The following is a 15,509-nucleotide window of genomic DNA, read 5'->3' on the forward strand; positions in this document are numbered from 1 at the left end:
GTTTACGTGCAACTCCCCGAAGCTTATCGCAGCTTATCGCGTCCTTCATCGGCTCCTAGTGCCAAGCATCCGCCCTACACCCTTAATAACTTGACCAGAAGTTATTAAATCTTTGATGATTAAGTCATCAACTGATAATTTAAAGTATTATCAAACTTATATAATAGATGTCATATCACTAAATATATATGCAGTTTTCAAAGTACTAAAGTGCTGTCGCACGTCGCAAAGTCTACATCTTCGTATACACTCAGATATATCAATTGCTTAAAATATACAGATTCTTTTAGCCGTTAGGCTATTGTTTGTTCCGCTTCGCGGCAAGTCAAATGCTTAGTGTTCGGGCTTGCCAGCCCTGTAAGATTTATCTTTTTTAAACAGAATCCTTTTGGTGGAGATGAGGAGAGTCGAACTCCTGACCCCTTGCGTGCAAGGCAAGTGCTCTCCCAACTGAGCTACACCCCCAAGATATTTATTTCATTTTAAAGTTTAGAATCTTCTCCCCTTCGGAATTAGTTCTTTGAATTATTTTAGACCTGTTTAGTTTCACAGCAAGAGTGATCACGTATAAAATTTCATCCATTTAATTCTTCCCTTATGGTATAGATGAGAGTTTATATGTAATCGCTAGCGCGGCTAACTATACAAGTCAAGAACATTCAAAATTAAACAGTAGGCAATTCTCCCTAGAAAGGAGGTGATCCAGCCGCACCTTCCGATACGGCTACCTTGTTACGACTTCACCCCAGTTATTGATGCCACCTTCGACGACTTCCCCCCAGAGGGTTAGATAATCGGCTTCGGGTGTTTCCAACTTCCGTGGTGTGACGGGCGGTGTGTACAAGACCCGGGAACGCATTCACCGCAGCATTCTGTCTGCGATTACTAGTAACTCCAGCTTCATGTGGGCGAGTTTCAGCCCACAATCCGAACTGAGAATGGCTTTAAGGGATTGGCATGACCTTGCGGTTTAGCRGCCCTCTGTACCACCCATTGTAGCACGTGTGTAGCCCTAAGCATAAGGGGCATGATGATTTGACGTCATCCCCACCTTCCTCCAGGTTATCCCTGCAGTCTCTCTAGAGTGCCCAACTTAATGATGGCAACTAAAGACAAGGGTTGCGCTCGTTGCGGGACTTAACCCAACATCTCACGACACGAGCTGACGACAACCATGCACCACCTGTCACTGGTGTCCCCGAAGGAAATCTCCGATTAGGGAGAGGTCACCAGGATGTCAAGCTTAGGTAAGGTTCTTCGCGTTGCTTCGAATTAAACCACATGCTCCGCTACTTGTGCGGGTCCCCGTCAATTCCTTTGAGTTTCACTCTTGCGAGCGTACTCCCCAGGCGGAGTACTTAATGCGTTAGCTGCGGCACCGAGGGGGTAACCCCCGACACCTAGTACTCATCGTTTACGGCGTGGACTACCAGGGTATCTAATCCTGTTCGCTCCCCACGCTTTCGTGCCTCAGCGTCAGTTACAGTCCAGAGAGCCGCCTTCGCTACTGGTATTCCTCCTAATATCTACGCATTTCACCGCTACACTAGGAATTCTACTCTCCTCTCCTGCACTCAAGTCTTCCAGTTTCAAAAGCTGGCTACGGTTGAGCCGTAGAATTTAACTTCTGACTTGAAAGACCGCCTACGCACCCTTTACGCCCAGTAAATCCGGATAACGCTAGCCCCCTACGTATTACCGCGGCTGCTGGCACGTAGTTAGCCGGGGCTTCCTCCTCAAGTACCGTCATTATCTTCCTTGAGGACAGAGTTTTACGATCCGAAAACCTTCATCACTCACGCGGCGTTGCTGCATCAGGCTTTCGCCCATTGTGCAATATTCCCCACTGCTGCCTCCCGTAGGAGTTTGGACCGTGTCTCAGTTCCAATGTGGCCGATCACCCTCTCAGGTCGGCTACTGATCGTCGCCTTGGTGAGCTTTTATCTCACCAACTAGCTAATCAGACGCGGGTCCATCCTGTACCAGCTGACCTTTGATATCAAACAGATGCCTGTCTGATATGTCATCACGTATTAGTAAACCTTTCGGTATGTTATCCGTGTGTACAGGGTAGGTTACCCACGCGTTACTCACCCGTCCGCCGCTCTCCCCCGAAGGGGTTCGCTCGACTTGCATGTGTTAGGCACGCCGCCAGCGTTCATCCTGAGCCAGGATCAAACTCTCAATAATAATTTGACCTGCTCAGATACTATCGTTATCTTTAATATCTGGCTTTATATGGTTTGTTTCTTGTTTTCTTATAAATTAACCTACTGTTTAATTTTCAATGTTCTTTTTTCTTTTAACACTTATTTGTTTAAGTGTTGTTTGTTCTTTTGTGCTGCGACCTCGTGGTCACTTGCTACAAGTAATACTATACTACGCACAAAAGAACATGTCAACACTTTTTTTAATAATAATTTTTATTATAATCTTTTTTTAGTTTATCTATAACTTTTTTCTCAAGTCTTGAAACCGACATTTGAGATATTTCAAGCTCTTTAGCTATACTAGACTGAGTTTTCTCTTCAAAAAATCTATCTTTAAATATTTTAAGTTCAAGCTCATTTAGAGTATCCATGAATTTATTAATGTAATCATTGTACTCTATATTGCTAAAATCTATATCTTCCTTACCTATTCTATCTATAAGTGTGATGTCTTTATCATCTGAGTCATCTTTACTTGAAGAATCAAGAGACATGGGTTGATACCCATATGAAGCTTCCATTGCTTCTAGCACTTCTTCTTGAGTGCAACCAATATAATCAGCTATATCTTTTACTTTAGGATATTTTTTATTTTCTTGCTCGAGCTTTATTCTTGCTTCACTAATTTTTTTATTTAATTCTTGAATTCTTCTTGGTACTCTTAGCGACCATACTTTATCTCTAAAATATTTTTTTATTTCACCAACTATTGTAGGAGTCGCAAAACTAGAGAATTCAAAACCTTTATCTATATCATATCTATCGATAGCATAAATCAAGGCCAATGAAGCAACTTGATATATATCTTCGTATTCTACACCTTTGTTAGCATACTTTTTAGACAATAGCCTAGCTAAATATAGGTATTTTTCAACCAATATATTTCTAATTTCTCTATTTCTGCTATCTTTATATAATTTAAAAAGCTCTTTCGTATCCATATTTAAGTAGTTTGTAGCATTAGCTACATTTTTCATTAAATATCAACTCCTAAATACTTAGTCATTTTTATAATTGTACCTTTTCCATCTCTAGAGTCTATTTCAACTTCATCCATAAGTGTCTTGATTATATAAATACCAAGCCCTCCTTCTTTTGGATTTGATAAATCAACAGCTTCAATAGAATCTATGTCGTACCCCTTGCCTTGATCTTTAATTTCGATACATAATCCATTTTGTAATAATTTAAATTCAATTAAAAAGTTATTAACCTCACTGTGTCTTATTGCATTTGTACATGCTTCTGACACGGCAACTTTAATATCTTCTATTTCATCAACTGAAAAACCTACTTTATTAGCCACACCAGACGTAGCTAATCTTATTATACCTACGTAGTCTGGATTCGTAGAGATTTCCATTTTTATAGTATCACAAGTCAAGTTCTATCCCTCCAATTTAAATATTTTATCCAGACCTGTTATTGTGAAAATCTTTTTTACATTGCTTTTAGGATTGGATATATAAATTTGTTTGTCATTTAGTTTAAGTTTTTTCAATACTCCAATCATAACACCAAGACCTGTAGAGTCTATGTAATCTAATTCTTTTAGATTAATTTTCATATTTAACATACTCTTTTCCAATAAACTATGTAAGTTCTCTTTTAATTTATCAGCACTAGAAATATCTAATTCACCTTCAAGCGATATTTCCCAAAACTCTTTTGTAGAATCAAGTCTAGAATCTATTCCTATTGACATATAAAACCTCCTATTATCTTATCTCTTTTTCACTACATTAAAAATATTAATAAGTCCAACTAATTTACTGATAAAGCTGCTTATATTTTCAATGTCATCACTAACTGATGTCACATTTTTTATTATATCTTCTATATTTCTTTCATTGTGATCAACTATCTTATACACTTTTTCGACTGATTTATTTAGGCTATTTAATAGTTTGGCTATGTACACAGCTACTATCACAGTCGAAACTCCGATTAATACAGCGCCAATTTGCCATCCCCATGCACTCATTAATTAACCTCTCCCTCATTATCAAAAGTTTTACTTATTACTATATCTTCTTCAGAAATTTTTATATCTTCATCCTCGTCTCCATCGTCGACAAAGCTAGTTATTTTTTCTTTTACCTCATCATAAGTTTCTTTAATAGCATCCTTAGGGTTTTCTTTTACTTCTTTTATCTTCACTTTTGCGTCTTTTCTAAGTTCAGTACCTTTTTTTGGTGCAAAGAATATACCAAATAAAAATCCAAAGATGGCTCCTAGAAATAAAATTCCACCTTTTTTATTGTTTTTACTCATATATGTACCTCCTAATTAGTTTTTATTAAATATATTATAACAAAAAGAATAGGATTTTCATCCTATTCTTCATCAATATTTATTTTTGCGATAGAAACAACATTTACTTCTTCATTTGTTTTTATTAGTTTTACTCCACTTGTAACTCTTCCGAATAGTGAAATTTCATTAACTTTTAATCTAATAAGAACACCGTTAGAGTTTATGATCATGATTTCATCATCTTCATTAACCATTTCAGCTCCAATTATAGTACCTGTTTTTTCTGTAATATTATAAGTCTTAATACCTTTACCAGATCTTATCTGTGATCTGTATTCCTCTATATCGGTTCTCTTACCGAAACCGTATTGACTCACAACAAGTACATCAGTTCCTTCGCTACATACATTCATAGAAACTACAATATCGCTTTTAGATAGAGTTATACCTTTAACTCCCATAGCTGTTCTACCCATATGTCTTATATCATTTTCATTAAATCTAATAGACATAGCCTTCTCAGTAACAAGTAATACATCTTGGTTTCCATCTGTAGTTTTAACTCCAATAAGCTCGTCATCATCTCTCAAGCCTATTGCTATAAGACCAGATTTGTTTATATTTTTAAACTCGTCCTTCTTAGTTTTCTTTACGATACCTTTTTTAGTAGTAAATAATAAGTATTTGCTCTCATCATCGCCATCTATTGGAATAAGTGTAGCTATTTTCTCTCCAGGTCCTAGTTGAAGTAAGTTGACTATTGCAGTACCTTTAGCTTGTCTCTTTCCTTCTGGTATCTCGTAAGCATCAAGTTTGAATACTCTACCTCTGTTGGTAAAGAATAAAAGTCTACTATGAGTAGTAGTAGTTACAAGCTGTCTTACGAAATCCTCATCTCTAGTTGTGATAGCAGATATACCTCTTCCACCTCTTTTTTGGCTTCTATAAGTATCTGACGGAAGTCTCTTAATATATCCGAAATGTGTAAGAGTTATAGCGATTTCTTCATCGTCTATTAGGTCTCTCATATCTATTTCGCCTTCAGCATGAACTATTTCGGTTCTTCTTTCATCGCTGTATTTAGTTTTTATTTCATTCATTTCATCTTTAATTATTTGTAAAAGAAGTCCTTCATTAGCAAGGATTTCTTTTAATCTATTTATAGTTTTTAGTAACTCTTCATATTCAGCGTCAATTTTATCTCTCTCTAAACCAGTAAGTCTTTGAAGTCTCATATCAAGTATAGCTTGAGCTTGAATATCTGAAAGTTTAAATCTCTCTATTAAACCAGCTTTAGCTTCTTGACCAGTCTTTGAAGATCTTATTAATTTTATTACCTCATCTATATTGTCTAGAGCTATTTTCAATCCCTCTAGTATATGTGCTCTTGCTTCAGCTTTACTAAGTTCAAACTTAGTTCTTCTAGTAACTACATCTCTTTGATGTTGAATGTAATGATAAAGAATTTGCTTTAAGTTTAATACTTTAGGCTCTCCATTTACAAGTGCAAGCATAATTATACTAAATGTATCTTCCATCTGAGAGTGTTTGTATAGATTGTTTAGAACTATATTTGAATTTGCATCTCTCTTAAGTTCTATAACTATTCTCATACCATTTCTATTACTCTCATCTCTAAGGTCAGATATACCTTCTAGTTTTTTTCTTTAACTAGCTCGGCGATTCTTTCAACAAGTTTAGCTTTATTTACTTGGTAAGGAATTTCAGTAACAACTATTTGCTGTCTGTCATTAGCTCTTTCTTCTATAATAGCTCTTGCTCTAACCTTAACCTTACCTCTACCAGTTTGATAAGCTTGAGATATATTTTCTTTCCCCATTATAATTGCTGAAGTAGGAAAGTCTGGACCTTGTACAAAAGGTATCAATTCGTCTACTGAGCACTCAGGATTATCTATTAAATGAATAGTTGCATCTATTACTTCACCTAAGTTATGAGGTGGTATAGATGTTGCCATACCAACCGCTATACCACTAGATCCATTAACTAATAAGTTTGGATATCTAGCAGGAAGTACAGATGGTTCTTTTAACGACTCATCAAAGTTATTTACAAAATCTACAGTCTCTTTCTCTATATCTCTAAGAAGCTCTAAAGAAAGCTTACTCATTCTAGCCTCAGTGTAACGCATTGCGGCTGGAGAATCGCCATCTACAGAACCGAAGTTACCGTGACCATCTACTAATAGCGCTCTAGTTGAGAAATCTTGAGCCATTCTAACCATTGCTAGGTAAACTGCACTATCACCGTGTGGATGGTACTTACCTAGTACATCCCCAACGATACGGGCTGATTTTCTATGTGGTTTATCTGGCGTTAAGTTTAACTCACTCATAGAATAAAGGATTCTTCTATGAACTGGTTTTAGTCCATCTCTTACATCAGGAAGGGCACGACCAGCTATAACACTCATTGAATAATCAATATATGATTTTTTCATTTCCTCCGCTATTTCAATAGGGAGTACTCTATTTGTATTTTCCATGTAAACTCATCTCCTTCTTCCTATATGTCTAAGTTTCTTACATATTTAGCGTTCTTTTCAATAAATTCTTTTCTAGGGGCTACCTTGTCTCCCATAAGCATAGAGAATACTTCATCAGCTATTACAGCGTCTTCAATGTCTACTTGAAGTAAAGTTCTCTTTTCAGGGTCCATCGTTGTATCCCATAACTGCTCAGCATTCATCTCTCCAAGACCTTTGTATCTCTGTATGTCTACACCAGTTCTGCCTATCTCTTCTAATAGTTCAGTTAATTCCTCATCTGAGTACACATAGTGTTCTTGTTTTTGTTTTTTAATCTTGTATAGAGGTGGTTGAGCTGCATAAACATAACCATGCTCTATAAGAGGTCTCATATATCTAAATAAGAATGTCAGAAGTAGAGTTCTTATATGAGCCCCATCGACATCGGCATCGGTCATTATAACGATTTTATGGTATCTAGACTTTTCTAAATCGAAATCTTCAGCAATACCACAACCAAATGCAGTTATCATATTTTTAATTTCCTCAGAAGATAATATTCTATCTAATCTAGATTTTTCAACGTTTAATATCTTACCTCTAAGCGGTAGTATAGCTTGAGTATGTCTATCTCTTCCTTGCTTAGCTGATCCGCCGGCTGAGTCACCTTCGACTATAAATATCTCACTCTTTGCAGGATCTTTTTCAGCACAGTCAGCCAACTTACCTGGAAGCGATGTACTCTCAAGAACACTCTTTCTTCTAGTAAGCTCTCTAGCTTTCTTTGCCGCTTCTCTTGCTCTTTGAGCTCTAAGCGCTTTGTCTACTACTATTCTTGCAGTCGTTGGATTTTCTTCAAAGAAAGATCCAAGTTCTTCCATAGTTACACTGTCAACTAAACCTCTCATAAATGTATTTCCTAGTTTAGTTTTAGTTTGTCCCTCAAATTGAGGATCAGTTAGTTTTACTGAAAGTACAACTGTTAGACCTTCTCTAACATCCTCTCCTGATAAACTCGCTTCACCATCTTTTAAGTATTTATTTCTCTTTGCATAATCATTTATAGTTTTTGTAAGCGCAGATTTCAACCCACTAAGATGCGATCCACCTTCATGTGTATTTATATTGTTTGCAAATGAGTAAATGTTCTCTGTGTAACCATCTGTATACTGCATTGCTAACTCTATGACACAGTCATTAACCTTTTTATCAATATATATTATTTCATCATGAATTCCTGTTCTTGATTTATTTAAGTATTTAACATACTCAATAAGTCCTCCAGTGTAGTGGAATTCTTTAATATTTTCATGTTCAGCTCTTTTATCTTCAAAAATTATTCTTACGCCTTTATTTAGGAATGATAATTCTCTTAGTCTGTACTCTAATGTCTCATATTTAAAATCAACTTCTTCAAATATAGTAGTATCTGGCATAAATTGTATTGTTGTTCCAGTGTGGTCAGATTCTCCAACCACTTCCAATGCTCCTTGAACTATACCCTTTTTATAGGTTTGTCTATAAAGTTTTCCATCTCTTCTAACTTCGGCAATCATCCACTCAGAAAGAGCGTTAACTACAGAAACCCCAACACCGTGAAGACCTCCAGATACTTTGTATCCTCCACCGCCGAATTTACCTCCAGCATGTAGATTAGTAAGAACTGTCTCTAGTGTAGACTTTCCTGTTTTGGGGTGTAGCTCAACCGGTATACCTCTCCCATTATCTACTCCACTAACACTTCCATCTTCATTTATTGAAACGTATATCTCTGTACAGTATCCTTGCAACGCCTCATCTATACTATTATCTACAACCTCATATACTAAGTGATGTAAACCCCTTGGCCCTGTAGAACCAATATACATTCCAGGTCTTTTTCTAACGGCCTCTAATCCTTCAAGGACCTGAATCTGACTTGCACCATATTCTTGCTCCATCTACTTACCTCCATTCTCTATGCTAACAATTTCACCATTGTCTATATTAAAAATAGTAGTATTGTTTTTATCGAAAATATTTTTATGTGAAATTTCAGCTGTTGTAATAAACATCTGAATATTATCTAGCTTTTCAACCAGCAATTTCTGCCTAACTTCATCTAACTCACTGAAAACATCGTCTAAAATTAAAACCGGATATTCTCCAACTTCTTGTCTAATAAGCTCTATTTCAGAAAGCTTAAGTGATATTGAAGCCGTTCTCTGTTGTCCTTGAGATCCATATAATCTAACATCTAATTCATCTATATAAATATTTAAATCATCTCTGTGAATTCCATACTTGGTTGCCCTCATTTCAATATCATTAGATCTATTTGAAGATAATTTTTCAATCAGCTTATTGTATACTGTATCAGTATTATCATCTTCTGTTATATTTATTTGATTTTTATACACAATAGACAGTCTTTCCTTATCATTGGTTAAATCCTTATGAAATGATTTAGATATGTTGGATAATTTTTTTATAAAATCTCTCCTCAAAATATAAATATAGCATCCATACTTAGCTAGGTTAGTATCATAAACATCCAATAGGTTTTCGTCGACATATCGACTTTTAAGAAGTTTATTTCTCTGTAAAAGTATTTTATTGTAATTTGATAAATAATTATAATACTTAGGCATTATCTGACTTATTTCTTTATCGATAAATGATCTTCTCTCTTTCGGTCCGTCTTTTACAAGCTTTAAATCTTCAGGAGAAAATATAACTACGTTTAGATTTCCAAGTAATTCCTGTATTTTCTGTATCGGAATTTTATTTATCTTTATGCCTTTTTTATTTTTACTAACAATAATTTCAATTCTCTTTAAACCAATAGCTTTTTCAAAGTTTCCGCCAATATATAAATTTTCACTATTAAATTTAATTAACTCTTTATCCTTACTCGTTCTAAATGACTTGCCAATAGACAATATATAAATAGATTCTACTATATTTGTTTTGCCTTGACCATTTTTACCAATAAGCAGATTTATATTTTTATTAAATTCTACATACAACTTCTCATAATTTCTAAAATTAACAAGCTGTAAATTTTTAAGGTTCACTCATATTCCCCCGTTTACAGTACTCTTAATTTTTCATCTTCAACTTCTACTATATCTCCAGGCTTTAATTTACGCCCTCTTCTTAGTTCTATTTCACCATTGACCTTGACTAAACCTTCTTTTATTAAAATTTTAGAATGTCCTCCAGTCGATGTTATCTCTGCAAGCTTAAGAAATTGATCTAATTTTATAAATTCTGAATCTATTGGTATATCAATCATAAGAAGTCCTCCTGTTTTATTAATTTAATATGAAAAAATATTCATCTAATTTTATATTATATCATAAAAAATCGATAAAAGCCTATATTTGATTAAGTTGAGCTTTTATCGATTTATTATTATACTATATAATTTTATATTTTTGACATTAGTTTTTATTTTTAAACTATTTTTAATAATTTATTATATTTTTCACAGTATCCCTTGTCTTTTATTAAACATAGGCTGTTGTTTATTTCATATTCAGAATTTGCATTTACTAAAATAACAAGTTCATCGTCGTCATCATTTAGCACCTCGTAATCTATAAGGCAATCTTCAATAACTTTTAGTATATCTTTTCTATTGTAGTTTTTAAACCTCAGAAGTGCACCACATTTTTCTCTTACAATTTGCTTTATATTAATTTTTTCTTTAGTAAACGACTCTACATTTGAAATTCTATTGTCAATTATATCTATTACATCTGAATAAACTGCACTACCTGTAGCCAAGCTTCCCGCTCCTTTACCTACAAAAGATACTTCTCCTACAGAGTCTCCGTTAACAACAACTATATTAAACTCATTGTCTATTCTAGAAAGAATATTATCTTTTCCTAATAAAACAGGTCTTACAAATGCGCTTACTTTGTCGTTTTCATACTTGCTTTGCCCTATTAACTTAATTTTGCACTCCAATTGTTTTGCATACTCTATATCCTTTTCATCTATTTCAGTTATCCCTTCTAAATACGCATCTTTCCAGTAGATTTGTTTGTCGTAAGCCAAAGTAGATAAAATCGCAAGTTTCCTAGCCGCATCATATCCCAAAACATCAGAATCGGGATTGGCTTCAGCAAAACCTAATTCCTGAGCCTGCTTTAATGCAACATCATAAGATAAGTTTTCTTCATACATCTTTGATAGTATAAAATTAGTAGTTCCGTTTAAGATCGCATTGATACTATTGATCCTGTTACCTCCTAGTGATTCAATAATTGATTTAATAATCGGAATTCCTCCTGCAACCGATGCTTCAAATTTTAGACTCACATTATTTCTTATAGCTATCTCAGTAAGTTCATATCCGTACTCCGCCATAAGATCTTTATTTGCTGTCACTACATGGATTCCATTATTCAACGCCCTTTTTATATATTCGAATGTTGGATTCAAATTACCCATTGCTTCAACAAGTATATCTATATCGCATTTAAAAACTTCATCTACATCATCAGTAACAATATTGAAATGTTTCCTGTTTCTGTGTTTTTCTTTATTATTTACAAGTATTTTATAAACTTCTATATCATTTTTTTCTTTATTTTTTTCGATAATCTCAATAAATCCACTTCCAACTGTTCCGTATCCAAGCACCCCTATTTTAATTTTATTATTCATAATTACCCTCCTAAATTTAATTTTTTATATTATTTTTAAATTTATAGAGCAACTGGTCAGTTCTCTCACCTTGTTACTAAATCCAATTATTAAAAATACATACTTGAAGTATTTACTTTTTATTTTTAAATTTACTATTTTAAGAATTAAATCCAATTTATTATTTATATGTCTTCTTAAATCTTTGTATCTAGATATTAATTTTATTATTTTTAAATTTCTCATACGTATTTTTAATTTCCTCTCCAATAAAATTTTGTACAAAAAAATAGACTCATCCCAACTAAAGGGACGAGTCTATTTCGCGGTTCCACCCAATTTGAGGAGATTCATAAATATTGAAACGCCTCCACTTTGTACTTTAACGCAGCTAACGGTTAATCTTACTAAAACTGTGTTACTTCAGATTACAGCTCCTAGGTAGTTTTCAATTCCTCTAACTTGGAAAGTCTTTCAGCCGGTGGACTTTCTTCTCTGGCAGTCGAATTAAATTTACTCTTCCTATTCATCGCTTTTAATTATTAAATTATATATCCGTATATTTTATAAATATTAAGCTATTTAAATATTTATTGTATATTTTATTTTTAAATATCTAAATTATTTTAAGTTTATTGTATCTAATTATAAATACATATTTCAAAAATTTGTGCATAAAAAAACTCCCATCCTTACCGAAATAAGGACGAGAGTGCATTTCCCGCGGTTCCACCTAATTTAATCTCCATAATTTTGAAGATTCACTTTAACAACTATAACGTAGTTAACGACTTTTCTTACTGAAATCTATTAAGATAACTTCAGAAAGTAGCTCCTAGGTAGTTTTCAATCTATCTAATTTAAAAGGTCTTTCAGCCGATGAACCTTTCTCTCTAAAAATCGAATTAGATCTACTCTTCCTATTCATTGCTTTTTGTATATTGTACTCCATTATAGTTACCTAAATCTCTATTGTCAATAGTTATTTTTTGCTTACGATACTCTTACTGGTAACAATAGATAAGTATAGTCAGTTCCATTTGATGGTTTTATTATACAAGGGTTTACATTTGTGGTAAGTTCTATAAATATTTCTTCGCTTTCTATATTTTTTAGACCTTCTATAAAATATCTAGAGTTAAAAGCTATATCTAAATAATCACCATCAAGTTCAAGGGCAACCTCTTCATATACATTACCTTTTTCAGTGTTTGAAGTAATAGCCATTATTTCATCTCTTATTGATAGTTTTATAAGATTGTTCTTTTCTGTTTGAGATAGAAGTGATGCTCTTTCAATACTATCCAATAAATCTCTAGTATTTAATTTTACTTTAGTATTGTATTCCTTTGGAAGAAGTTTTTTATAGTCTATAAAATCGCCTTCTAGGAGTCTTGTTATAATTTTAGTGTCTTTTATCATAAATACTGCGTTTTTTTCATTAAATCCAAGTCCGATACTCTCTTCGCTTGTAAGTAAACTATTTACATCTATCAAAGTTTTACCTGGAATTATAACTTTTACATTTTGTATAGGATTTTCGAAATTAGAAGTTCTAACTGCTAGTCTATATCCGTCTATAGCAACTAAGCTTATATTTCCGTCTTGTATTTCTAATAATTCTCCCATTAGTATAGGTTTTGTTTGATCTTGAGATATAGCAAAAACTGTCTGTTTTATCATATTTTTAAGAAGTTCCTGTGGTATATCACATAGAGCACCATCCTCAACATCTGGAAGTTTTGGGAATTCTTTAGCAGGATATCCCTTTATCTTAAATTTAGAGTTTACACAATTTATATAAATGTTATTTTCATTATCTGTTTCTAGTTCTACAAATGAATCAGGCAACTTTCTTATGATATCCCCAAACAATCTAGCATCAACTACAATTTCACCTTCTTCTTGTACTTCAGCTTGTGTATAAGTTTCTATTCCGATCTCTGCATCATAACCTGTTATTTTCAATTGATCATTCTTCGCAACTAATAATATACCCTTTAGTAGTTCTATAGTAGTTTTACTATTAATGGCTTTTTGAGCTATTCCGATTTTATTAGCTAGAGTTTTTTGGCTTATGATTATCTTCATTGTGGATAACCTCCTTTTTCAATAAATATAAAGAATTAAAGTAATAAGATAGTAGTCATAGTAGTAGGTGTTGTTGATTATGTGCATAAGTATATAGAGCCCAATAAACGTAAAGATATTAACCTGTGTACTACATGTTAATATCTTTGTTGTTTAAAAGTTAATATTTTGTGAATAAGTTTTAGATAAAAAAATATGCACATCTTATCAAGAGGTTACAAACATGCTACTGTGTATAATCTCTACCCCTTTAATTCCGATATTATTTTGTTTATTTTATACTTTATATCTTCGTCTGCTTCTATATCTTTGGATACTTTGTCACATGCGTGTATTACAGTGGTATGATCTCTTCCGCCGAATTCTTCACCTATTTTTGGAAGGGATAAATCTGTAAGCTCTCTGGTTAAATACATAGCTATCTGTCTAGGATATGCTATAGATCTAGTTCTTCTCTTAGAATTGAAGTCTTCCATTTTTATATTGAATACAGAGGATACTTTTTCTTTAATCCTAGGGATATTAACCTCTTCACTTTGTGAATTAGATATAATATCTTTTAGTGCTTCAGTAGCTAGATCTTGTGTAATCAACCTATTGCTAAGTGATGAATAAGCTACAACTCTAGTAAGAGCGCCTTCAAGTTCCCTTATATTTGACTTAATATTTTGCGCAATATAAGACATTACCTCATTTGGAACTTCTATTCTCTCCATTTGAGCCTTTTTTCTAAGTATAGCTGTACGAGTTTCGTAATCTGGAGCTTGTATATCCGTTATAAGTCCCATTTCAAACCTAGATCTCAATCTATCTTCTAATGTAGGAATATCTTTTGGGGGTCTATCGCTCGAAATTATTATCTGTTTGTTTGCATCGTGTAGAGTATTAAAAGTATGGAAGAACTCCTCTTGAGTTCTCTCTTTACCAGCAATAAACTGGATATCATCTATTAATAGAACGTCTACGTTTCTGTATTTATTTCTAAAATTTTCGTTTTTATCATCTTTAATTGAATTTATAAGTTCATTTGTAAACTTTTCAGATGATACATACACTACCCTCGAATCCTTTTTTTGGCCTGCTATATGATGACCAATTGCCTGCATTAAGTGCGTTTTACCTAGTCCAACACCACCGTACAAAAACAGCGGGTTATATGCTTTAGCTGGAGATTCTGCAACAGCTACACATGCAGCGTGAGCGAATCTATTACTGTTACCTATGACAAATGTATCAAAAGTATACTTTGGATTTAAATTTGTATAGATTTTTTTAAACTCCGTGTAGTTCTCTTCTGAATTAATATCATCAATTTCCTTTTCACTAAGTACAAATTTTATATTGTATTGCTTCAATGAAACTTGTTTTATAGTGTCTTGTAGTATACTAAGGTATCTGTCTTCTAGCATACCTTTGTTAAACTCATTAGGAACAAGAAGATATAGATCGTTCATTTGTATTTTTAGCGGAACAATGCTTTTAAATAGTGAAATATAACTCGTCGTACCTATATCACCTTTAATTAATTGCAAAGTTTTATCCCATAAAGAAACTACCTCCATAATTTAAACCTCCGTACCGATTTAGTTTTTTCCACAATATATTAACAGAAACAACGAATATATTTATAAAATTACAATTGCTTAAAATATATGTATAGTTATGTTGATAAATAAATATTATTGTAAAATTTAAGATAGATATAAACAACTTGTAGATAAAATTATTAACGTTATAAATATTAGTATAACTAAGGTATAAATGATAATAATAAAAGTTATTAACATCTTTATCCACAACCTGTGCATAATTCTGGATAAGTTAAT

At 33.2% G+C, this 15,509-nt stretch carries 11 protein-coding genes, 1 tRNA gene, 2 rRNA genes, 1 pseudogene and 2 other annotated features; all 15 genes and pseudogenes read right to left on the reverse strand.

The annotated features are described in order from the left end of the window. Positions 1 to 96, reverse strand: a 23S ribosomal RNA gene (locus tag T473_RS0109680); the annotation flags it as partial. Between the two features lie 293 nt (positions 97 to 389). Beyond that, positions 390 to 465 (reverse strand) — tRNA-Ala (locus T473_RS0109685). A gap of 225 nt (positions 466 to 690) precedes the next feature. After that, positions 691 to 2,190 (reverse strand): 16S ribosomal RNA (locus tag T473_RS0109690). Between the two features lie 220 nt (positions 2,191 to 2,410). Next, the gene (locus T473_RS0109695) at positions 2,411 to 3,187 is read right to left on the reverse strand and encodes a SigB/SigF/SigG family RNA polymerase sigma factor (RefSeq protein ID WP_024621720.1); all 777 of its coding nucleotides are present in this window, start codon (positions 3,185 to 3,187) and stop codon (positions 2,411 to 2,413) included. Next, positions 3,187 to 3,573 carry an ATP-binding protein gene (locus T473_RS0109700; RefSeq protein WP_152522291.1) on the reverse strand — a complete coding sequence of 129 codons (387 nt, stop codon included), beginning with the start codon at positions 3,571 to 3,573 and terminating at the stop codon, positions 3,187 to 3,189. Before T473_RS0109700 ends, T473_RS0109695 begins: the two co-directional genes overlap by 1 nt. A gap of 24 nt (positions 3,574 to 3,597) precedes the next feature. Beyond that, positions 3,598 to 3,915 (reverse strand): STAS domain-containing protein, encoded by a 318-nt coding sequence (locus T473_RS0109705; RefSeq protein ID WP_024621722.1) that lies wholly within the window; start codon positions 3,913 to 3,915, stop codon positions 3,598 to 3,600. Positions 3,916 to 3,933: 18 nt separating this feature from the next. Continuing rightward, complete coding sequence (locus tag T473_RS0109710; RefSeq protein ID WP_024621723.1) at positions 3,934 to 4,194, reverse strand: hypothetical protein; 261 nt, start codon at positions 4,192 to 4,194, stop codon at positions 3,934 to 3,936. Continuing rightward, positions 4,194 to 4,484, reverse strand: a complete 291-nt coding sequence (locus tag T473_RS0109715; protein ID WP_024621724.1) for a YtxH domain-containing protein — start codon at positions 4,482 to 4,484, stop codon at positions 4,194 to 4,196. The genes T473_RS0109710 and T473_RS0109715 overlap by 1 nt, the downstream gene beginning before the upstream one ends. Before the next feature lie 62 nt (positions 4,485 to 4,546). Further along, positions 4,547 to 6,972: pseudogene (gene gyrA / locus T473_RS20010) on the reverse strand (DNA gyrase subunit A). Positions 6,973 to 6,992: 20 nt separating this feature from the next. Further along, entirely contained in the window at positions 6,993 to 8,894 is a 1,902-nt protein-coding gene (gyrB, locus tag T473_RS0109725) for a DNA topoisomerase (ATP-hydrolyzing) subunit B (RefSeq protein WP_024621725.1), read from the reverse strand. Then, positions 8,895 to 10,010, reverse strand: a complete 1,116-nt coding sequence (gene recF / locus T473_RS0109730) for a DNA replication/repair protein RecF (RefSeq protein WP_024621726.1) — start codon at positions 10,008 to 10,010, stop codon at positions 8,895 to 8,897. A 14-nt stretch (positions 10,011 to 10,024) separates the two neighbouring features. Further along, complete coding sequence (locus tag T473_RS0109735) at positions 10,025 to 10,231, reverse strand: RNA-binding S4 domain-containing protein (RefSeq protein WP_024621727.1); 207 nt, start codon at positions 10,229 to 10,231, stop codon at positions 10,025 to 10,027. A gap of 161 nt (positions 10,232 to 10,392) precedes the next feature. Further along, the gene (locus T473_RS0109740; RefSeq protein ID WP_029791681.1) at positions 10,393 to 11,613 is read right to left on the reverse strand and encodes a homoserine dehydrogenase; all 1,221 of its coding nucleotides are present in this window, start codon (positions 11,611 to 11,613) and stop codon (positions 10,393 to 10,395) included. A 284-nt stretch (positions 11,614 to 11,897) separates the two neighbouring features. Continuing rightward, positions 11,898 to 12,131 (reverse strand) — a binding site (T-box leader). 160 nt (positions 12,132 to 12,291) lie between these two features. After that, positions 12,292 to 12,529: a binding site (T-box leader), on the reverse strand. 56 nt (positions 12,530 to 12,585) lie between these two features. Continuing rightward, a complete protein-coding gene (gene dnaN / locus T473_RS0109750) occupies positions 12,586 to 13,683 on the reverse strand; it encodes a DNA polymerase III subunit beta (RefSeq protein WP_024621730.1) in 1,098 nt (365 codons plus the stop codon). A gap of 242 nt (positions 13,684 to 13,925) precedes the next feature. Continuing rightward, positions 13,926 to 15,245 (reverse strand): chromosomal replication initiator protein DnaA, encoded by a 1,320-nt coding sequence (gene dnaA / locus T473_RS0109755; protein WP_024621731.1) that lies wholly within the window; start codon positions 15,243 to 15,245, stop codon positions 13,926 to 13,928. Between the last annotated feature and the right edge of the window lie 264 nt (positions 15,246 to 15,509).

This window comes from Clostridioides mangenotii TR, assembly GCF_000498755.1.
In the GTDB taxonomy this organism is placed as follows: Bacteria; Bacillota; Clostridia; order Peptostreptococcales; family Peptostreptococcaceae; genus Metaclostridioides; species Metaclostridioides mangenotii_A.